Origin of the sequence: Acidovorax sp. DW039 (assembly GCF_037101375.1) — a bacterium.
Lineage (GTDB): Bacteria > Pseudomonadota > Gammaproteobacteria > Burkholderiales > Burkholderiaceae_C > Acidovorax.
The window spans coordinates 995,071-1,015,037 of record NZ_AP029019.1 but is presented as its reverse complement, the minus strand read 5'-3'; the positions used below and the strand labels follow the sequence as shown (position 1 = coordinate 1,015,037).

At 65.1% G+C, this 19,967-nt stretch carries 15 protein-coding genes; 7 read left to right on the top strand and 8 right to left on the bottom strand.

What is annotated here, in order from left to right; genetic code table 11:
- Positions 1–7 precede the first annotated feature (7 nt).
- Positions 8–1,462: a glucose-6-phosphate dehydrogenase gene (zwf, locus tag AACH87_RS04560; protein ID WP_338797561.1), complete on the top strand. Its 1,455-nt coding sequence runs from the start codon at positions 8–10 to the stop codon at positions 1,460–1,462.
- Between the two features lie 119 nt (positions 1,463–1,581).
- Here the strand turns inward: zwf and AACH87_RS04555 are convergent, their stop codons facing one another.
- The 7 genes from AACH87_RS04555 to AACH87_RS04525 all read right to left on the bottom strand — a co-directional run bounded on the left by AACH87_RS04555 (position 1,582) and on the right by AACH87_RS04525 (position 8,864).
- A complete protein-coding gene (locus tag AACH87_RS04555) occupies positions 1,582–1,989 on the bottom strand; it encodes a VOC family protein (RefSeq protein ID WP_338798850.1) in 408 nt (135 codons plus the stop codon).
- 83 nt (positions 1,990–2,072) lie between these two features.
- Positions 2,073–3,047, bottom strand: coding sequence for a glucokinase (locus AACH87_RS04550; protein ID WP_338797560.1), 975 nt, complete (start codon positions 3,045–3,047; stop codon positions 2,073–2,075).
- Between the two features lie 234 nt (positions 3,048–3,281).
- Positions 3,282–4,358: an ABC transporter ATP-binding protein gene (locus tag AACH87_RS04545; RefSeq protein ID WP_338797559.1), complete on the bottom strand. Its 1,077-nt coding sequence runs from the start codon at positions 4,356–4,358 to the stop codon at positions 3,282–3,284.
- A 14-nt stretch (positions 4,359–4,372) separates the two neighbouring features.
- Positions 4,373–5,254, bottom strand: coding sequence for a carbohydrate ABC transporter permease (locus AACH87_RS04540; RefSeq protein ID WP_338797558.1), 882 nt, complete (start codon positions 5,252–5,254; stop codon positions 4,373–4,375).
- Entirely contained in the window at positions 5,244–6,122 is an 879-nt protein-coding gene (locus AACH87_RS04535; RefSeq protein WP_338797557.1) for a sugar ABC transporter permease, read from the bottom strand. Before AACH87_RS04535 ends, AACH87_RS04540 begins: the two co-directional genes overlap by 11 nt.
- A gap of 284 nt (positions 6,123–6,406) precedes the next feature.
- Complete coding sequence (locus AACH87_RS04530; RefSeq protein ID WP_338797556.1) at positions 6,407–7,591, bottom strand: carbohydrate porin; 1,185 nt, start codon at positions 7,589–7,591, stop codon at positions 6,407–6,409.
- A 22-nt stretch (positions 7,592–7,613) separates the two neighbouring features.
- A complete protein-coding gene (locus tag AACH87_RS04525; RefSeq protein WP_338797555.1) occupies positions 7,614–8,864 on the bottom strand; it encodes an ABC transporter substrate-binding protein in 1,251 nt (416 codons plus the stop codon).
- Between the two features lie 170 nt (positions 8,865–9,034).
- Here AACH87_RS04525 and AACH87_RS04520 point away from each other — a divergent pair, with 170 nt between their 5' ends.
- Together AACH87_RS04520 and AACH87_RS04515 are read left to right on the top strand one after the other, a co-directional pair.
- Entirely contained in the window at positions 9,035–9,751 is a 717-nt protein-coding gene (locus AACH87_RS04520) for a response regulator transcription factor (RefSeq protein WP_338797554.1), read from the top strand.
- Positions 9,752–9,836: 85 nt separating this feature from the next.
- A complete protein-coding gene (locus AACH87_RS04515) occupies positions 9,837–11,240 on the top strand; it encodes a sensor histidine kinase (protein ID WP_338797552.1) in 1,404 nt (467 codons plus the stop codon).
- Between the two features lie 173 nt (positions 11,241–11,413).
- On the opposite strand, the gene AACH87_RS04510 is transcribed toward AACH87_RS04515, so the two are convergent.
- Positions 11,414–12,496, bottom strand: coding sequence for an AraC family transcriptional regulator (locus tag AACH87_RS04510; protein ID WP_338797550.1), 1,083 nt, complete (start codon positions 12,494–12,496; stop codon positions 11,414–11,416).
- Positions 12,497–12,921: 425 nt separating this feature from the next.
- On the opposite strand from AACH87_RS04510, the gene AACH87_RS04505 reads away from it, so the two are divergent.
- Genes AACH87_RS04505 through AACH87_RS04490 form a run of 4 tightly spaced genes read left to right on the top strand, consistent with a single transcriptional unit; the run spans position 12,922 to position 19,935 of the window.
- On the top strand, positions 12,922–14,055 hold the full coding sequence (locus tag AACH87_RS04505; RefSeq protein ID WP_338797548.1) for an efflux RND transporter periplasmic adaptor subunit: 1,134 nt from the start codon (positions 12,922–12,924) through the stop codon (positions 14,053–14,055).
- The gene (locus AACH87_RS04500) at positions 14,052–17,114 is read left to right on the top strand and encodes an efflux RND transporter permease subunit (protein WP_338797547.1); all 3,063 of its coding nucleotides are present in this window, start codon (positions 14,052–14,054) and stop codon (positions 17,112–17,114) included. The genes AACH87_RS04505 and AACH87_RS04500 overlap by 4 nt, the downstream gene beginning before the upstream one ends.
- 11 nt (positions 17,115–17,125) lie before the next feature.
- Entirely contained in the window at positions 17,126–18,634 is a 1,509-nt protein-coding gene (locus AACH87_RS04495; protein ID WP_338797546.1) for a TolC family protein, read from the top strand.
- Positions 18,631–19,935, top strand: coding sequence for an NAD(P)/FAD-dependent oxidoreductase (locus tag AACH87_RS04490; RefSeq protein ID WP_338797545.1), 1,305 nt, complete (start codon positions 18,631–18,633; stop codon positions 19,933–19,935). Before AACH87_RS04495 ends, AACH87_RS04490 begins: the two co-directional genes overlap by 4 nt.
- Positions 19,936–19,967: the final 32 nt, after the last annotated feature.

Below are 19,967 nucleotides of genomic sequence, written 5' to 3'. Positions count from 1 at the left end.
AGACACCATGAGTTTTGACCTCGTCCTGTTCGGCGGCACTGGCGATCTCGCCTGGCGCAAGCTCATGCCCGCGCTGTTTCAGGCTTTTCGCCATGGCACCTTGCCCGAGGGCGGGCGCATCATCGCCGTGGCGCGCGACGACCTGAGCGACGAACAATACCGCAGCCTGATCCAGTCGCGGTTTGACAGCGTGGAGCTGGCCAAGCGGCCCAGCCCGGACGAGTTTGCGCAGTTTGCAGCCCTGCTGCATTACCTGCGCATGGATCTCTCCAAGACCGAAGACTACCAGCGCCTTGCCGACACCCTGAAGCAGCGCGGGGCAGATTCGGTGGTGATGTACGTGGCCACCGCGCCCAGCCTGTTCACCAACGTGTGCGAGCAGATTGCCGCCGTGGGCCTGAACGGCCCCACCACCCGCGTGGTGTTGGAAAAGCCGCTGGGGCACGACCTGGCCTCCAACCAGGCCATCAACGACACCCTGCGCCGCGTGCTCAAGGAGGAACAGGTGTTCCGCATCGACCACTACCTGGGCAAGCCCTCGGTGCAGAACCTGTTTGCCCTGCGCTTTGGCAATGCGCTGTTCGAGCCCCTGTGGCGGCGCGAGACGATTGCCAACATCCAGATCACCATCGCCGAAGAACTGGGCGTGGAGTCGCGCGGCGCGTTTTATGACCAAACCGGCGCGCTGCGCGACATGGTGCAGAACCATGCGCTGCAGCTGCTGTGCGCCATCGGCATGGAGCCCCCCATCAACTCCAGCGCCAACGCCATCCGCGACGAAAAGCTCAAGGTGCTGCAGGCCCTCAAGCCCTGGACGCTGGAATCGATTGGCCAGCATGTGATCCGCGGCCAATACGCTGCGGGCAACCACCAGGGCCACCCCGTGCCCGGCTATGCGCAAGAAAAAGGCGTGGCCCCCGGCAGCACCACCGAAACCTTTGTGGCGCTGCGCACCGAGATCAGCAACTGGCGCTGGGCGGGCGTGCCGTTCTACATCCGCACCGGCAAGCGGCTGGCGGGGCGCGATGCGCACATCGTCATCAACTTCCGCCCCGTGCCCCACCCCATCTTCAAGACGCCTGCAGGCGCAGCCAACCGGCTGGTCATCAACCTGCAGCCCAAGGACGGGCTGGAGCTGCACCTGATGGCCCAGGGCGCGGCCCAGAACCAGACCGAGCCCGCACTGTCGCAAGTGCACCTGAACCTGGACTTTGACCAGCGCTTTGGCACCGAGCGCGTGGGGGCCTACGAGCGCCTGCTGCTCGATGTGATTGCAGGCCGCCTGAACCTGTTTGTGCGCAGCGACGAGCAGGAAGAAGCCTGGCGCTGGGTGGAACCCATCCTGCAATACTGGAAGAACGACCCCGCAGGCCCACGCCCCTACGCTGCAGGCAGCTGGGGCCCACGGGCCGCCAGCGCGATGATTGCGCGGGATGGGTATTGCTGGAGCGAAGAGATGTAAAGGTGCCGCAGGCCATATCCGTGGCCTGACCCTCACTGAACAGCGACGGCCCGCAAGGGCCGTTTTTTGTGGCCACCGCACGGCCCGGTTCAGCGTGGCAGCCATGGCAAGCTACCGGTTCATTGATGGGACCAATCCACGGTCTGCTCCACCAGCTCAATCGGCAGCCCATCCGGGTCCGCCAGGAAGGTGAAGCGCGCTCCGGTCACAGGGTCTACACGCACCGGCTCGACCGCCACGCCATGGGCAGCCAGCACCTGCAGGCTTGCATCCATATCGGCCACACGCAAGGCCAGATGCCGCAGGCCGCAGGCTTCGGGGTAGGACGGGCGCGGGGGTGGAGAGGGAAAAGAAAACAGCTCCAGCTGGGTGCCATCAGGCAGTTGCAAGTCCAGCTTGTACGACTGGCGCTCGGCGCGGTACATCTCGTGCACCACGGGCAAGCCCAGCACCTGGGTGTAGAAATGCCGGGAGCGGACGTAGTCCGAGGCGATCAGGGCCACATGGTGAATGCCCAGAGGTTGCAGCGCGCCCTGCGGTGTGAACGGCTGCTCCACCGCATCCGCTTGCGCACCTGCAGAACCCGCAGGACTTGCCGAGGGCAACGCCATCACAACCCACCTGCAAGGTCCAGCGCACGGGCTGCGCCGTGCAGAGCGGGGGCGGCGCTCGGGTCGATCACCCAGCAGGGAATGGGGGCGAGGTAGGACTGGAATCGCCCCTTGGACTCAAACCGGGCGCGGAAGGGGGACTGGTCAAACCAGGCTCCCAACCTGTGCACCACCCCACCGCCAAGGTAGACACCGCCGCGCGCGCCCAGCGTCAGCGCCAGGTTGCCCGCCACATTGCCGAGGAAGGCGCAGAACAGCTCCAGCGCCTGCAAGGCCAGCGGGTCGTTGCCTTGCAAGGCCAGTTCGGTCACCTGCGCGGCAGAACTGACTTCTGCCCCACCCGCCTGCGCCAGCTGACGCACCGCGTGGTACAGATCCACCAGCCCCGCACCGCACACGGCGCGCTCGGCAGACACATGCCCGTAGCGCGCCTGCAGAATGCGCAGCACATCAAACTCGAGCTGGGTCTGCGCGGCCAGGGTGACGTGCCCGCCCTCGCCCGCCAGCGGCACTCCCTGGTGCGAACCGGGCGGAAACACGAGCCCCGACACCCCCAGCCCGGTGCCCGGCCCCACCAGCGCAATGGCGCAGCCGGGCACCGCCGTGCCACCGCCTACTTGGCGCAGCTGCGCGGGCTCCAGCGTGGGCAGTGCCAGCGCCAGCGCGGTGAAGTCGTTGATGACCACCAGCCGCTGCAGGCCCAGCGCAGCTTTGAGGGCGCTTTGCGAAAAGCTCCAGCTGTGGTTGGTCATGCGCACCTCGTCGCCCGTGACGGGGTTGGCAATGCCAAACGCGGCCTCATGCGGGGTGGCAATGTTCACTTCGGCCAGATAGGTGCGAATGGCCGCATCCACCGTGGGGTACTGCGCGCAGGGCAGCACGCGCGTGTCATGCAAAGGGCCACCTGGCTGGTCTTGCCAGGCTAGCCGGATGTTGGTGCCGCCAATGTCGGCAAGCAAGCGCAGTGGAGTCATACGATTCAAAAAAAAACAGCCCCTAGCGCTTATTCAAAAAGCGCAAGCAGCTATCAAATAAATAGCAAACGTCATGCTGTCGTTACTGACTGCAGTGCCTAACTTTGTCACGCCATGCACCGCACATGGCGTGCATGGCGCAAGGCAGGGGGCACTGCAAACCGTCGCAACATAACCCAAGACGATGCTTGCGCCTGTCAGCTTTCTTCGCCAGCGGTTTCAAGCCCAATGGTTTCAAGCCAAACGGTTTTCAGTCTTGGCATCAAACCAGTGGGCGTTGGCGGGCTCCACCGCCAGACCCACCCTGTCGCCGGGCTGCACGCGGGTCTGGGCGTCGGTGCGCAGGGTGACGGTGCCTGCGGCCGTGTCCACCATCACGTAGGTGTCAGGGCCGGTGGGTTCCACCACGCTCACCTGACCGCGCCAGGGTGCGTTGTCTTGCATGACCAGATGCTCGGGCCGCACGCCCAGCAGCAGGTCGCCACTGCTGGCGCTTTGCCCCCCGGTGGGCGGCGTGAGCTGCAGCGATGCGCCCTCCATGCCAAACTGCCCACCGCTAGCCGATCCGCGCAGCAGGTTCATGGTGGGCGAGCCGATGAAGGTGGCCACGTAGGTGTTGGCCGGGCGGTTGTAGATGTCGTCGGGCGTGCCCAGTTGCTGCACCACGCCGCCCTTCATCACCGCAATGCGCGAGCCCAGCGTCATGGCCTCGACCTGGTCGTGCGTGACGTAGACGCTGGTGATGCCGCTGGCCTGGTGCAAGCGTTTGATCTCGGCGCGCATCTCCACACGCAGCTTGGCGTCCAGGTTGGACAGCGGCTCGTCAAACAAAAACAGCTGCGGCTGGCGCGCCAGCGCCCGCCCCATGGCCACACGCTGGCGCTGGCCACCGGAGAGCTGGCTGGGGCGACGGTCCAGCAGGTGGCTGATCTGCAGCATGGCCGCGACTTCATCGATGCGCTTTTGGCGCTCGGCCTTGGGCATCTTGCGCATCTCCAGCGCAAAGCCGATGTTGTCGGCCACGCTGAGTGTGGGGTACAGCGCGTAGCTCTGGAACACCATGGCGATGTCGCGGTCGCGCGGGGGCATGCCCACCACGTTCTTGCCGCCGATGCGGATCTCGCCCTCGGTGGGCTCATCCAGCCCGGCAATGATGTTGAGCAACGTGGACTTGCCACAGCCTGAGGGGCCAACCAGGATGAGGAACTCGCCAGGCGCGACGTGGATGTCCACCTTGCGCAGTACTTCCACGCTCTTGTCGCCTTTGCCAAAGCGCTTGTTGATGCCTGCAATGTCGAGTGATGACGCCATGATTTCTTACTCTCTTAACCTTTGACGGCGCCAGCAGTGAGCCCGCGCACAAAAAACTTGCCAGCCAGTACATAGATCACCATCGTGGGCAAGCCCGCGATGATGGCTGCGGCCATGTCCACGTTGTAGGCCTTCACACTGCTGCTGGTGTTGGCCAAGTTGTTCAGGCCCACGGTGATGGGCTTGGATTCGGTGCCCGAGAACACCACGCCGAACAGAAAGTCGTTCCAGATGTTGGTGAACTGCCAGATCAACGTGACCATCACGATGGGTGTGGACAGCGGCAGCACGATGCGCCAGAAGATCTGCCAGAAGCTGGCACCGTCCATGCGGGCCGCGTTCACCAGTTCTTTGGGAATGGCTGCGTAGTAGTTGCGGAAGAACAGCGTGGTACCTGCCAAGCCCGCCAGACAGTGCACCAGCACCAGCCCGGTGATGGAGCTGGACAGCCCCAGCATGCCCAGCACCTGGCTCATGGGCAGCAGCACCACCTGGAAGGGCATGAACACGCCAAACAGCAGCAGGCCAAACAGCGTGTCGCTGCCGCGAAACTTCCACAGGCTCAGCACATAGCCGTTGAGCGCGCCCCACACGGTAGAGATGAGCACTGCAGGCACGGCCATGGCCACAGAGTTCCAGAAGAACGGACGCAGGCCATTGCAGTCCACGCCCGTGCAGGCGCTGGACCAAGCCGTAGACCATGCGGACCAGTCCAGACCACCGGGCAAGGCCAGCAACGAAGTCGAGCGGATTTCCTCCGCATCCTTGAACGATGTCACCAGCATGGCATACAGCGGCAACAGGAAGAACGCAACGGCCAAGGCCAGCACGGCATACACCAGCATGCGCCCCACGGACGGAAAAACACTTGAAGACACCGAGGGATTAGCGGTCATGGGGCTTGCTCCGCAATTCGCTGTAAAGGTAAGGAATGACAAGGGCGGCCACGGTGGCCAGCATCATGGTGGCGCTGGCCGCGCCCAGACCAATCTGCCCGCGAGAGAACGACATGGTGTACATGAAGGTGGCAGGCACATCGGTGGCAAAACCAGGCCCGCCCGCCGTGAGCGCCATCACCAAGTCAAAACTCTTGATGGCGAGATGCGACAGCACCATGAGCGTGGAAAAGAACACCGGGCGCAGCGCGGGCAGCACGATGCGCCAGTAAATGCGCGGCAGCGACGCACCATCGACCTGCGCGGCCTTGATGATGCTGTCGTCAATGCCCCGCAGCCCCGCCAGAAACAGCGCCATGGCAAACCCGGCGCTCTGCCAGATGCCCGCAATCACCACGCAGTAGATGGCCATCTCGGTATCCACCAGCCAGCCAAATTCAAAGTGGGTGAAGCCCCAGTCGCGCATGAGCTTTTCGAAACCCATACCGGGGTTGAGCAGCCACTTCCAGGCCGTGCCCGTCACCACAAACGACAGCGCCATGGGGTACAGGTAAATGGTGCGCAGCGCACCTTCGGCACGGATCCTCTGGTCCAGCAGCACAGCCAGCAGCACCCCGATGATCAGCGAGCCGCCCACGTAGCCCACGCCAAAAATGCCCAGGTTCTTGAGCGCAACCCACCAGCGGTCCATGGCCCAGAGCTTCTCGTACTGCGCCAGGCCCACCCACTCGTAATTGGGCAGCATGCGCGAGGCCGAGAAGCTGAGTACCCCGTTCCACACCATGAGCCCGTAGATGAATGCGAAGCCCAGCACAAAGGCCGGTGCCACCACCAGCTTGGGCAGCCAGGTTTCAAAGGAATTCTTCATTTTCAAAAGGAGTCTTCTACGCTGTCATGCGTTCTTGTTCACACCAATCAGGCAACTCACCATGAGCCGCTCACGCAAACCGTCTGGCGGGGCATATTCCGCTGAAACATGCCACTCCAGCCAGATGTCACAGAGGGTGCCTCTGTGCGGTTTGCGTCAGCTGCTGGTGGTGGATCGGGATGCGAATGCTCGCTCCTGCCCTTCATGAAAAAAGGGGGGTGCGCCCAGAGCACCCCCCAATGAACAAAGTGTTTACCTCAGACTAACTCGCTCTACTCACACTCTTACCACCAGACCTCGTACTGCACCCCCACCAGAGTGCGCGAAGTCTTGCCACCAGCACCGAACGTTGCGGCGTTAGCCACTGCGGCGGCGCGGTTCCAGTTGGCCTTGGTCACGTACAGACGCAGCTCGGGGCGCGACCAGAAGTCCTGATCCAGCGCCAGAGCAGCGGCCAGCGTGACCTTGGACAGGCGCTGGTCTGGACCTGTGCCCTTGCGGGTCGTGGTGGACAGCTCTGTCAGGCCCTTGAAGTTCTTGGTGAATGCATACGAGCCACGACCACCCAGAGAGAAGTCTTTGGTCTCCACGCCAGTCAGGTCGGCCTTGTTGGTCTGGTAGCCAATCAGCGCCTGGCCGCCGAAGCGCCCAAACTGCCAGCCGATCGAATCCGCAATACGGTTCACGCGCTTGCCCGCGGACTTGCCGTCGATGGACTCAAACTCACCGTCAATACGGGCATGGCCACGGGATGTCTGCAGGAACAGGGCGTTGTTCAGGCCGGGAACCAGAAAATCCTTCTGGTTGTGCGACACCGAAATACCGGAGCCAGAGCCTCCGTTGACCTGACCCGAGCCGCTCACAGACGTCAGCAACACACGCAGCGTGCCACCGGGGTTGGTGTTGATCTCGGAGATGTCTGCGTTCAGGCGGCGTGCCTTCACACCGTTGGGCAGGCTGTTGTCAAACTTGTCGCCAGTGAACACACCCAGGCCCAGCTTGGCGCCCATCAACGGCACGTCCGTCACGCCAGCGCCCTGGTTGTCACCGTAGTTCATCAGGAAGTTGTCCACGATGTGAACGTCCTGGATACGCAGACGGCGCTGACCCGCCCAGAACTTGGCCTCGGGGGCAAAGTCGAAGCCACCCATTTCCACAAAGGCCTGTTCGGTGGTGATGTCGCCGCTACCCCATTTGGCGGGCATGTAGTGGACCTTCCACTTGATGCCGTTGGTCTCAAAGCGCTTGATGAAGTCGACTTCAATACCGTTGTCGCCCTCGTTACCCAGGCGGTACTTTTGCAGCTCTCCGCCCAAAGCCAGGTTGCCCTTGACCCCGTCAGAGTAGTTGAACACGGGGCCACCCCGTGAGTAACCGTGGAACTCAAAGCCTGCTACATCCATAGCAAAGGCGCCATTCGCGCATGCGGCGGCCAAAGCCACCGCCGTGAGGCGGTTTCTTGTCTTCATGGGAAGTTGTCTCCTGTGGGGTTTACTTGGTCTTCGCGGCGGTCGCGATCTTCTTCATGGCATCGGCGACGCTGATCTTGTCGTCGTTCCAGAACTGGCTGACAGCGTCCTTGATCGCGCCTTCGGTGGCAGGAGCAATGGCCATGCCGTGGGCCACGCTAGGCACCAGGCCGCCGGACTTGGCCGTGTCGGTAAAGTCCTTGGCAGAGGCCTTGGCGCAGTCGTCAAACTTGTCCATCTTCTGGCCTGCACGCACAGGGATCGAGCCCTTGTTCAGGTTGAAGACTTCCTGGAACTCCGGGCTCATGATGGAGCTGGCCAGATCGCTTTGGGCCTTCTGTGCCGCGGCGTCCTTGAGCTTGAACAGAATGAACGAGTCCACGTTGAAGGTGTAGGCGTTGGAGGTGCCTGGAGCAGGAGCACACATGAAGTCCTTGCCCGGCACCTTGCCTGCGGCCAGGAACTCGCCCTTGGCCCAGTCACCCATCAGCTGAAAACCTGCCTTGCCCTGGATGAGCATCGCGGTGGTGAGGTTCCAGTCGCGGCCAGGCGCAGCGGGGTCGGTGTAACTCTTGATGCGGCGGAAGGTCTCCAGCGACTTCTTCATCGTGTCGCTGTTCAGAGCCTTGTCGTCCAGCTTGATGAGCGCGTCCTGGTAGAACTTGGGGCCACCCACGCCCAACACCACGGATTCGAAAGTGGTGAAGTCCTGCCAGTTCTGGCCACCATGGGCCACAGGAATCACGCCTGCAGCCTTGAGCTTATCGGCTGCGGCAAAGAACTCATCCCAGGTCTTGGGCATGGCCGTGACGCCAGCCTTTTTGAGGGCCTCTGCGCTGCCCCACATCCAGTTCACGCGGTGCACGTTCACGGGGGCTGCCACGTAGTTCCCCTTGTACTTCATGACATCGGCAACCACCTTGGGCAGCAGCTCGTCCCACTTCTCGGCTTTGGCCAGAGTGTCCATGTTGCCCAGCACGCCTTCTGAGGCCCATTCCTGGATGGCAGGACCCTTGACCTGGGCTGCGGAAGGAGGGTTGCCGGAGATGACACGGCTCTTGAGCACGGTCATGGCGCTATCGCCGCCGCCCCCAGCCACCGCAAAGTCACGCCATGTGTGGCCCTTGGCCTGCATGATCTTCTTGAGCTCTGCCGCGGACTTGGCCTCTCCGCCCGAAGTCCAGTAGTGCAGCACCTCCACCTCACCCGCATGCGCAGCCACTGTCGCCGCTACGGTAACCGCCACAGCGGCGAGTTTTGTCAACTTCCACATATCCCTTGTCTCCTCATGTTTTTGCATCTGGTTCAGCGCAGCCGGATCGGTGCGTTCAGCGCAGGCTGTACTTTAATTACAATAATTAAAGAAATTCTCAGGGCTTTCCCTGACCTGTGACACCGTGCCCACAGGGGGCTGTCTATAAGGGCTTTGCTATGCTCAAACCCATGGCCACGATACTGATAGTCGAAGACGACGCACTGCTTCTGGACGCTCTGACGGGACAACTCAAGCAACTCAATTACAGCGTTTGCACGGCAACCAGCGTGGCACAAGGCACCACCGTTCTGCAGGAACAGGCAGTGGACGGAATCATCCTGGACCTGGGCTTGCCTGATGCCGATGGCCTTGACCTGCTGACCTGGGCACGCACCCATATCGTGGGCCTGCCAGTGCTCATCCTCACAGCCCGCGATGGCATTGACGACCGCGTGCGTGGCCTCAATGTAGGCGCAGACGATTACCTCACCAAGCCCTTCAACATGCAGGAATTGCAGGCCCGGCTGCAAGCCATGTTGCGCCGGGCGCGCCAGCCCGCCTTCACCCAGGCCAGCAATGCGCAAGGGGGCCCCAGCACCACCATTGGCAGCCTGCACCTGGACCACAACAGCCGCGTGGCAGCACTGGATGGCCAGCCACTGGAGCTGACCCAGCGCGAATGGGAACTGCTGGAGCTGCTGGTGCACCGCTGCGGCGAGGTGGTGACACGTGACGATGTACTGGCCGCATGGCGCGCCAGCCCGCCTGAGCCCGGGCAGACGGCGGCGCCCCTGAACTCCAACGCATTGGAGGTCTATGTGCACCGGCTGCGCAAAAAGCTGGACCAATCCAGCCTCAACATCCGCAATATCCGCGGGTTGGGGTACATGCTGAACAGACCGTAGATGGAACACTCCTCCAAGTCGCTGGGCGCCTTCCCTCCAATCTCGCTTTGGACCCTGGCCATGCCTAGTCGTTGGGAGCGCTGACATGCGCCACGTCCCGGGCGTTTCCCTTCAACGCAAGCTGCTGCTGTGGCTGCTGTTGCCGCAACTGGTGCTATGGCTGTCAGGTGGCTTTCTGGCGTGGCGCATTGCGCTGCAAAACGGCGAAAAGGGTATTGACCAGACGCTGACCCAATCCGTGCGGGCGCTGGCCCGGCAGATCAAGCCCATCGGCGATGGGCTGTTGGTGGACTTTCCCAAGGCCGCGCAGGACATTCTGGAACAGGACCCTACCGACCGGGTGACCTACATGGTGTCCTCACCGCCCGGACGGTTCCTTCTAGGCAACGCACAACTGCCTCCCCCGCCCCCGGTGGATGTGGCAGTGGATGAACCTTTTCTGTACCACGCCCGTGTAGATGACCGCCCTGTGCGGGTGGCCCTGCTGGATGTGAACTACGGCACCGGCCCTACACGACAGCGCCTGCGCGTGCAGGTGGCGCAAAGCCTGACTGTGCGCGAGCGCATTGCACACGAGTTGCTGGAGCAGCTGCTGCTGCCCATGGGCATGATGGGCCTGGTGCTGAGTGCCCTGGTGTATGCCGGGGTGCTGCGCGGGCTGCAGCCCCTCAAGCGCCTGGAGGCGCAAATTGAGCGCGCTGGCAAGCGCAGCCACAACACGGCCGACCCGCTTCCCCCCATTGAGCTGACATCGGCACCGCAGGAGGTGTATTCACTGGCGAGCACCATCAACCGCTTGCTGGAAGCTGTGGCACGCGGGCAGCAGAAGGAAAAGCGTTTCCTCAACGATGCAGCCCATCAACTGCGCACGCCGTTGGCAGGCTTGATTGGCCAGACCGAACTGGCGCTGCACGAAAGCCACGAGCCCCAGGTGCGTGAGCGCCTGCAGAAGGTGCTGGCTGCGGCCAACCGGAGCGCCCACCTGGTGCACCAGCTGCTGCAGCTGGCCCGCTCGGAAAGCAACGTCCCCATGCAGCCGCTGAACCTGCCGCAGCTGGCCTGCGAAGTGGCCCGGGACTGGACCGCCAAGGCGCTGGCAGCAGGCATTGACCTGGGCTACGAAGGCGAAGAGCAGCTCAGCGTGTTGGGGCACCCCCTGCTGCTGCGCGAAGCCCTCAACAACCTGATTGACAACGCGCTGCACTATGCCGGGCACGGTGCCACCGTTACCGTCCGGGTCTACATCACGGCGCCGGGGATGACCGCGCTGGTCGTGGAAGACGATGGGCCGGGCGTACCTGCCGCCCATCTTGGTGATCTGTTTGCGCGCTTTTGGCGAGGGTCAGACAAGGCGGGCGGATGCGGGCTGGGCTTGTCCATCGTGGAAGAGATTGCACTGCGGCATGGCGGAGGCACCCTGGCAGAAGCCAGTGGAATACGCGGACTGCGGGTGGGAATGCGGCTTCCAATGAACACAGACAAGGCGTAAGGCAACGCCGAACAAGCCTCGCGCACGCAATGCATGCGCAGAGCATCCCTGCGCTCCGTGCAGCCTGCTGTGTTTCAAATCACTGCAACAGCCACGGCTACCGCTGCGCTCTGCAGCCCACCTACACGCAGGCCCGGTCGCCTTGCCGAAGTTGGTTCAGGGCTGCTATCACCTCAACCAGCACTTTGCAACGAGGCTGCGGCTGCGGCTGCGGTACGGTAGTCCGTGGGCAGCTGCCCAGACCATCGCTTGAACGCCCGCCGAAATGCCCGTGCATCCGAATAGCCCACGGCATCGGCCACCTGGGCCATGGTCATGGAGGTGCGGGCCAGCAGATCACGCGCTCGCTCGAAACGTGTCTCGTCGCGCAAAGCCCGGTAGCTCACGGATTGCGCCTCCAGCCTTCGGCGCAAGGTACGCTCACTGACGTTGACCATGTGCGCAAGCTCCCGCTGGGGCATGCGCTCATCCACCCCGACCCGAAGCCGGTTGGCCAGTGACTCCACCAGGTCGTTGCGGCCAATCGGCTTTTGCAGCAGCGTGTTGAGCTGCTCCCGCACCAGCCCGCAGGTGATGCGGTCGTAGCCCGGCAGCCGCGCGCCCAGCCAGTGGGACTCGATGGTCATACGGCTCCTGCCAGCATCAAACCGCACCGGGCAACGGAAAAAGCGGCGGTACACCTCTTCGTGCGATGGCTTGGGAAATGCCAGATCAATGCGCAGCGGCGCAAATTCAGCCCCCACCAGATAGCGGCTCACAGCTACAGCCCCTGCAAAGTTTTCCGTCACCAGAAAGTTCTCGACTTCCACGTCAAACAGGCGTGGTGTCACATCCAGATGCGCCTCGCGCCCCCGCACCTCAAACACGTTGTGCAGCATGGCTCCACCAGCCCCCTGCTGGGCCAGACCATATTCGATGGCCTCTCCAAAAGTTTCGCAGGTCAGCATGGCCAGGCCCAGCAACCCCCAGGACACGGGCGTCTGACGTGCGCCGCACGCCAGACCCAAGGCTGGATCGCGCGTGATGGCCTGCGCCCGCAGGATGAGGCTGCGCACCTGCTGGTGGGACAGCAGCAGATGCCGGTCCAGCAGGTCGGTATGGGTGAATCCGAGCCCACGGCACAGGCGCTCCAGCGGCGCACCCCGGTCCTCCATCAGTCCCAGCAGCGCGCGCGCCAAAAAGGGAACGATATCGGCCACCGTGTGGGCATCAGGCACAGCGGAGGGCGAAGACTCAGAAGTGGAGGCAGGCAACATCAGTGGCAACTTCGGAACAAGGACCAATGCTCATGATGACCCGAAATGTCCTTCTCGTCATGACGAAAGCTCCCACCATACCCGGTTAACTCCATAACAAACCTTTGATTTCATTGAATTTTTTATCATCACCGTTTTCTTTTTTTGCATGAAGTTGTCCGATCTAGTCACTCTTCTGGCCGCATCAGCCCCCTCCGCATAACTGTGCCAACGGGGAACTTCGAACATCCCTCGAAAACCTTGCAGAGGGTGCCTCTCAGATAGTCCGGACCGGACCATTGACCGAAATTGTCTCAACGTCGTCCTGTCCAGCCCCCCGCCTCCAGACACCCCACACCTACAGTGCGTTCACCGTTTCATCCGGTAACGCACCCACCGGGGACCGCGCTACCGCAACGCACTTCAATCCCCTGTCGAGGTCCACCGTGTTGTCTTCACTCGTTGCCCCCTTGCCGCGCCAAGCCCTGTACTGGGCGATGGCTGCGGGTGTTCTTGTTCTCTCTGCGGGTTGCAGCCCAGCCACCCCACCTGCCAAGCCCGAAGCAATCCGCCCTGCCCTGGTGGTGCCGGTACGCGATGCGGGTGCGAGCAGCCTCCAGCTGGTGGGCGAGATTCGCGCGGCACAGCGAGCCGAGCTGGCGTTTGCCGTGGGCGGCCGGGTGCAAAGCGTGCTGGTCGAGCCCGGTGACACCGTGCAGCGCGGCCAGGTGCTGGCCCAGCTGGATGAGCAACCACTGCGCGCCCAGCGGGCCACAGCAGCGGGCGAGGTAGCCCGCGCCAAAGCACAAGCGGGCGAGTTGGCCCTGCGTGCCGAACGGGTGCGGCAGGCCCACCAGGCGGGTGCCACGGGTGTCGGTGAATGGACCGCCGTGCAGGCCGAGCTGGCCGCCGCAGAGGCCGCGCTGAAGGCCGCCCAGGCGCAGGAGAGCACCGCGCAGTGGTCTCTGGACCAGGCCCAGTTGCGCGCACCATTCAGCGGCGTGGTGGGCGTGCGGCACCTGGAGGCCGGGCAAACCGCTGGCCCCGGTGCACCCGTGTTGAACATCGACGGCACGGGGCGCGAGCTGGTGTTGACGGCCCCCGCCGCGCTGTCATTGAAAGTGGGACAAGCCGTGACCCTGACCCCGGCCCAAGCCGATCTCCAGTCGGCACAAGCCCTGCCCAGCCGGGTGCTGCGGGTGGCCAGCCGCCAAGACGCGGGCGGCACGGTGCGCGTCACGCTGGCGGCACCTGCCAACGCCATGGTCGGCTCGACCTGGGCCATCCATATCCCGACCGCCGTGGGCAACACGACCAGCACCGCGGCACCCACCGGGGTGCTGGTGCCACTGCGTGCGGTGGTGCCCAGCGCACAAGCAGGCCAGGGCCATGTGCTGCGGCTGGCGCAAGACGGCAAGACCACCGAGCGGGTGGACGTGACCCTGGGCAGCCCCCAGGGCGACTGGGTGCATGTGGCGCAAGGCTTGGCAAGCACCGACCGGGTGGTGCTGGCGGGCGCGACCCACTTGCCGCACGGAACGGCCATCCAGCCCGTAGCCCCCCACGGGAGCCAGCCATGAGCCTCTCTACCGCTGCCCTGGCGCGCCCGCGCTTCACGCTGCTGACCATGATGGCTTTGGTGCTGGTGGGGCTGTGGCTGGCGCTGGACTTTCCTTCGACCGAAGAGCCCCCGGTCACCATCCGCACCGCCACCGTGCTGAGCATGGCTCCCGGTGCCAACGTGGAACGGGTAGAGCAACTGGTGGCCCGCCCCACCGAAGAGTCCATCCTCGGTCTGCCCGAGGTCAAGCGCGTGAAAACCACGGTGCGCCCCGGCTTTGCATTCACCTATGTGGAGCTGGATGCCGCCGTGCCGCCCGACCGCCTGCCCGAGGTGTGGCAGCGCCTGCGCACCCGCATGAACCAGTTGCAGCCGCAGTTGCCTGCTGGCACGCTGGGCCCGCTGGTGGACGACGAGTTTGGCCGCGTGGCCGTGCTCACCCTGGGCCTGACAGGCCCCGACTACCAGGCCGGTGAACTGCGTCAGTACGCCCGCAAGATGCGCGACGAACTGCTCAAGGTGCCCGGCGTGGAGCGCGTGTCGCTGCACGGCGTGCGCGACGAGCAGGTGCAGATCGTGCTGGACGTGGCCGCCATGGCCGCCAAGGGCCTGAGCCCCAGCGCGGTGGAACGCGCCGTGGCCTCGCGCAACGTGGTGGCCGCTGCAGGTTTCATGGACATTGCTGGCACCGAGATCTCGCTGACCGTGAGCGGCGACGCCCGCACCCCCGCTGACCTAGGCACTACCCCGATTGCGCTGCCCCAGGGCGGCACGGTGCTGCTCAAGAACATTGCGCGCATCGAGCGCACGCCCCAAGACCCACCGCTGTCCGGCGCGTTTGTGGATGGCACGCCTGCGGCCGTGATTGCGGTGTCGATGGACCCGGGCCTGAACGTGGTGAGCTTTGCCAAGAACCTGCGTGCGCAGGTGCAAAACCTCGAAAACCAACTGCCCGTGGGCATGAGCCTGGTGCCCATCACCGACCAGGCCCAGATCGTGACCAAGCAGCTCACGCAGGTCGGCCAGGTCTTTTTGGAGACCACGCTCATCGTGATGGCGGTGGTGGTGCTGTTCCTGGGCTTGCGCACCGGGCTGATCGTGGGGGCCATCGTGCCCACCACGGTGCTGGGCACCCTGGCCATCATGAAGCTGCTGAACATCGACCTGCACATCATCTCGGTGGGCGCCATCATCATTGCGCTGGGCCTGTTTGTGGACAACGCCATCGTGGTGGCCGAAGACATGGAACGCCGCCTGGCGCTGGGCGAGCCGCGAGAGCAAGCCGCCGCCGAAGCCGGGCGCACGATGCTGGTGCCGCTGTTGGTGTCCTCGCTGGCCATCATCCTGACCTTCATGCCGCTGGTGCTCTCAAAGACCGAAACGGGCGAATACCTGCGCAGCATGGGCATCGTGATGGCGATTGCGCTGCTGCTCTCGCTGGTGCTGGCCGTCACCGTCACGCCCCTGCTGTGCCAATACTTTGCCAAGCACCATGCCGAGCTCAGCCGCACCGCACGCGCCGTGGAGTCGCTGACTGCTTGGTATCGGGGCAAAGTGCGCTGGGTGCTGGGCCACAAGACCCTCTACATCGGTGCCATGGTGGCCCTGCTGGTGGCTGCCGGATGGCTGTTCACCAAAGTGCCGTCTGAGCTGATGCCTGCATCGGAACGGCGCCAATTGCAAATGGCCATCGAGCTGGCCCCGGACGCCAGCCCACGCCACACGCTGGAGACCACCGCCGCCATCAGCCGCGCGCTGGCCGACAAAAAGGCCTTCCCCGAAATCGCCAGTGCAGCGTTGTACATGGGCGATGGCGGCCCGCGTTTCATCCTGGCGCTGAACCCGCCCACACCTGCGGCCCACCGGGCATATGCCGTGCTCACCCTGGCACCGGACGTGACCCACGCCGCCGCCATTGAAAGCCTGCGCACAGGGCTTGGCCAAAGGTTCCCAGAGCTGCGACTGGACCCCAAGCGCTTCTCTATGGGCTCGTCGGACGCGGGCACCGCCGTGTTCCGCATCACCGCCAGCGACGGCAAGAGCCACTACGCAGCCGCCGAGGCGCTGGAAGAAGCCCTGCGCGCCACCCCCGGCATCGGAGAAGTTCACAACGACGCAGAGCGTTTCATCCAGCAGCTGGATGTGCGCGTGGATCAGGTCAAGGCGCAAGCCGCTGGCGTGAGCAGCAGCGACATCGCGCGCAGCCTGGACCAGGTGCTATCGGGCGCCACCATCTCGCACTTCCGCGAGGGCGACACGGTGCTGCCCATCGTGCTGCGCGGCGATGCCGCCTGGCGCACCCGCATCGAGCAACTGCCCGCACTGCCTATTCAGAAGGCCGATGGCAGCGGCGGCGTGCCGCTGGGCCAGGTGGCCACGGTGCAACTGACGCCCCAGCCCTCAGTGATCCAGCGCTACAACCAGGAGCGCGCCATCACCATCACAGCCAAGCACCCGAACATGACCGCGCAAGGCGTGGCCGACAGCGTGCAAAGCACCCTGAAGCAACTGCAAGCCCCCGGCAATGCCACTGGCAGCGTGCACGTGGCCCTGGGCGGCGAAGTCGAGGAAAACGCCAGCGCCAACGGTGCGATTGCGCAACTGCTGCCCGTGTGCGTGGTGGCCATGTTCATCCTGTTCGTGTGGCAGTTTGAAAGCGTGCGCAAGAGCCTCATCGTGCTGGCCAGCATTCCGTTCGTGTCCATCGGCGCGGCCCTGGCACTCATCGCCACGGGTACCACGCTCACCTTCGTGGGCACGCTGGGCCTGCTGGCGCTGGCCGGGATCATCGTGAACAACGCGGTGCTGCTGCTGGACGCCATTGAAGAAGCCCGCCGCAGCGGCATGCCCGCCGCCGAGGCCATTGAAGACGCCGCCTCCAAGCGCCTGCGCCCCATCGTCATGACCAAGATGGTCTGCATCCTGGGGCTGGTTCCGCTGTGGCTGTTTGGCGGCTCGGTGTGGACCAGCCTGGCCGTCGTGATGATGGGCGGCCTGGCCCTGGGCACCCTGATCACCCTGGGCCTGATCCCGGCCCTGTATGCCGCCGCCTACCGCGTGCAACCCACTAAAGCCTGAAGGAGAACCTCATGCGCGCCCCACTTCTCCACCGCTGCACCGCCCTGGCCGGATTGCTGGCCCTGGCACTCACCGGCTGCGCCAGCGTGGCGCCACCCAGCGCCATCGGCCCCGCCACTGAACGCCACAGCACCGCCCTGCCCGCCACCGCCGCTCTGGGCCTGGCCACCGGCACCCCCAGCCGCCACTGGTGGCACGCCCTGCAAGACGACAAGCTCAACACCTTGGTGCAGACCGCCATGCAGCACAACCAGGACCGCCAGGCCGCCGTGGCCGCCGTGCGCCAAGCCCGCGCCCTGGCCGGGCTGGCCGAGCGCAACGCCCTGCCCCAGGGCAGCCTGAGCGCCCAGGCCCAGGCCCAGCGCCCCTCACTGGCCGAAGTGGACCCCTACAACCAAGGCCTGCAGCGCCCACCCCAACAACGCCTGGGCACCATCGCCCAGATGGTGTCGTGGGAGATCGACCTGTTTGGCCGCGTGGGCACCGCCAGCGCCGTGGCCCAGCGCCAGGCCGATGCCGCTGCCGCCACCGCCCACAGCGCCGAAGCCCTGCTGCAGGCCGAGGTGGTGCGCCACTACGTGCTGCTGCGCCTGTACCAGCACGACCTGGCCCGGCTGCACGAAGAAAGCGACGTGCTGCAACGCCGCCATACCCTGCTGCAAGCCCGCGAGCACGCAGGCCTGGCCGATAAGCGCGAAGCCCTGGCCGCCCAAGCCCAGCGCGAACAGGCCCTGGCCACCATCGCCCAGACCCAGGCCGCGCTGCACGGCACCCGCGCCGCCCTTGCCGTGCTGGCAGGCCGTGCGCCCACCACCGCCGAAGGGGATAGCACCTGGCAAGCCCTGCTGGCGCCCCAAGCCCACCCCGGCCTGGCCCTGCCCACCGTGCCCGACACCAGCGGCGTTGTGCAGCCCACCGACCTGCTGGCGCGCCGCCCCGATGTGGCGCGGGCCGATGCCCAACTGCGCGCCGCGCTGGGCGACACCGTGCTGGCCGACCGCGCTCACCTGCCCCGCCTGAGCCTGAACCTGAGCGCAGGCCTGAACGCCCCCTTTGGCGCCCTGGGCCAAGCCAGCGCAGTGCGCTACGCCGCGGGCCCCGCCCTGCAATGGGACTGGCTGGACGCCGGCCGCAACCGCGCCCGCGCCGCTGCCGCCAAGGCGGGCGACGAAGTGGCATGGCACCAGTTGGAGCAGACCGTGCTGCAGGCCCTGGCCGACAGCGAATCGGCCCTGCGCCAATGGGGCGCCGCACGCACCGCTTGGCAACACGCCACACAGGCCGAAGGCGCAGCCCAGCGCGCCGCCCAGCATGCGCAAAAGCGCTTTGACACCGGCCTGGAGCCTCCCACCGAAGCCTTGCAGCAGCAGGCCCAGTGGCTGCAGGCACGCCGCAGCACCACGGCCCAGCAAGCCGATGCCCTGCAGGCCTACGCCCGCGTGCAACTGGCCTTGGCCGCCTGGCAGCCCGACGATGCAGGCACTGAGCGCACTGCAGCCAACCCCACCGCCAAGCCATGACCCACCGCTTCTCCCCCTGCCCGCGCATCGTCATCGTGGGCGGCGGCACCGCCGGGCTGCTGCTGGCCACCCGGCTGGGCCAGCAAGTGGGGCGCAAAGGCCACGCCCAGGTCACGCTGATCGACCGCAGCCTCACCCACCTGTGGAAGCCCATGCTGCACACGATTGCGGCCGGCACGCGCGATGTGCACCAGCACAAAGTCAGCCTGCTGGCCCAGGCGCGCGCCCAAGGCTTTGCGTATGAGCCCGGCGAGCTGTGCGGGCTCAGCCGCAACCGCCGTCTGGTGCACTTGGCAGCATTGCCATCGGCGGGCGACCGCCCCGTGGTCGGGCCGCGCGCCGTGCCCTACGACGTGCTGGTGCTCGCCCTGGGCAGCGGTGCCAACGACTTTGGCGTGCCCGGCGTGCAGGCGCACTGCCACTTCATCGACAGCCAGGCCCAGGCCGAAGCCTTCAACCACCGCCTGCGCTGGCAACTGTTTCGCGGCGCGCCGCAAGATGAAGCCGTGACCATCGACATCGTGGGCGCAGGTGCTACCGGGGTCGAATTGGCCGCAGAGCTGAGCCACCTGATGGAAATGGCCGCGCATTTTGGTGACCCGTCCTTGCGCGATCGCCTGCGCCTGACGCTCTACGAAAGCGCCCCGAGCATCCTGGCCGCCTTCCCCGAACGCGTGTCCGAATCCAGCCACCGCGTGCTGGAAAAGCTGGGCTTCACCATCCGCACCAGCACCCGCGTGCAAGCCGCGCAGGCCCAAGGCCTGGTCACGGCCGATACCCCGCTGGCCACTAACGACATGACGGTGTGGGCTGCAGGCATCAAGGCACCCGAGGTGCTGTCGCGCCTGGGAGGCCTGCGCACCAACCCCAGCCACCAGTTGCTGATCGATGCCACGCTGCGCTGCGTGGACGATGAGCACATCTTTGCCCTGGGCGACTGCAGCACCCTCACCCTGCCCGACCAGCCACGCCCCCTGCCCGCCAGCGCCCAGGTGGCGGTGCAGCAAGCCACGCACCTGGCGCGCCACCTACCCGGCTGGCTGCGGTGCAGCGCACTGCCCGCCTTTAAATACCGCGACCTGGGCGGGCTGGTATCCCTGGGCCGCTACGGTGCCTACGGCACGGTGGGCAAGGCGGGGCTGCTGCCGGGGCAATTTTTGGGCGGCGCATTGGCCCGCCTGGGCCACGAGCTGGTCTACCGCAACTACCAGCGCAGCCTGCACGGCCTGGGCAAGACCGGGCTGCTCTGGGCCACAGAAAGCCTCAACGGCTGGACGCATCCGGGGATACGGCTGGGTTGAGGAGCCCAGCATTCACTATTATTTTTATAGCT

What these genes read in the sequence shown, in the direction of transcription:
- zwf (WP_338797561.1), top strand. Translation starts at nt 8, where the DNA reads ATGAGTTTTGACCTCGTCCTGTTCGGCGGCACTGGCGATCTCGCCTGG.
- AACH87_RS04550 (WP_338797560.1), bottom strand. Translation starts at nt 3,047, where the DNA reads ATGACTCCACTGCGCTTGCTTGCCGACATTGGCGGCACCAACATCCGG.
- AACH87_RS04545 (WP_338797559.1), bottom strand. Translation starts at nt 4,358, where the DNA reads ATGGCGTCATCACTCGACATTGCAGGCATCAACAAGCGCTTTGGCAAA.
- AACH87_RS04540 (WP_338797558.1), bottom strand. Translation starts at nt 5,254, where the DNA reads ATGACCGCTAATCCCTCGGTGTCTTCAAGTGTTTTTCCGTCCGTGGGG.
- AACH87_RS04535 (WP_338797557.1), bottom strand. Translation starts at nt 6,122, where the DNA reads ATGAAGAATTCCTTTGAAACCTGGCTGCCCAAGCTGGTGGTGGCACCG.
- AACH87_RS04530 (WP_338797556.1), bottom strand. Translation starts at nt 7,591, where the DNA reads ATGAAGACAAGAAACCGCCTCACGGCGGTGGCTTTGGCCGCCGCATGC.
- AACH87_RS04525 (WP_338797555.1), bottom strand. Translation starts at nt 8,864, where the DNA reads ATGTGGAAGTTGACAAAACTCGCCGCTGTGGCGGTTACCGTAGCGGCG.
- AACH87_RS04520 (WP_338797554.1), top strand. Translation starts at nt 9,035, where the DNA reads ATGGCCACGATACTGATAGTCGAAGACGACGCACTGCTTCTGGACGCT.
- AACH87_RS04515 (WP_338797552.1), top strand. Translation starts at nt 9,837, where the DNA reads ATGCGCCACGTCCCGGGCGTTTCCCTTCAACGCAAGCTGCTGCTGTGG.
- AACH87_RS04510 (WP_338797550.1), bottom strand. Translation starts at nt 12,496, where the DNA reads ATGTTGCCTGCCTCCACTTCTGAGTCTTCGCCCTCCGCTGTGCCTGAT.
- AACH87_RS04500 (WP_338797547.1), top strand. Translation starts at nt 14,052, where the DNA reads ATGAGCCTCTCTACCGCTGCCCTGGCGCGCCCGCGCTTCACGCTGCTG.
- AACH87_RS04495 (WP_338797546.1), top strand. Translation starts at nt 17,126, where the DNA reads ATGCGCGCCCCACTTCTCCACCGCTGCACCGCCCTGGCCGGATTGCTG.
- AACH87_RS04490 (WP_338797545.1), top strand. Translation starts at nt 18,631, where the DNA reads ATGACCCACCGCTTCTCCCCCTGCCCGCGCATCGTCATCGTGGGCGGC.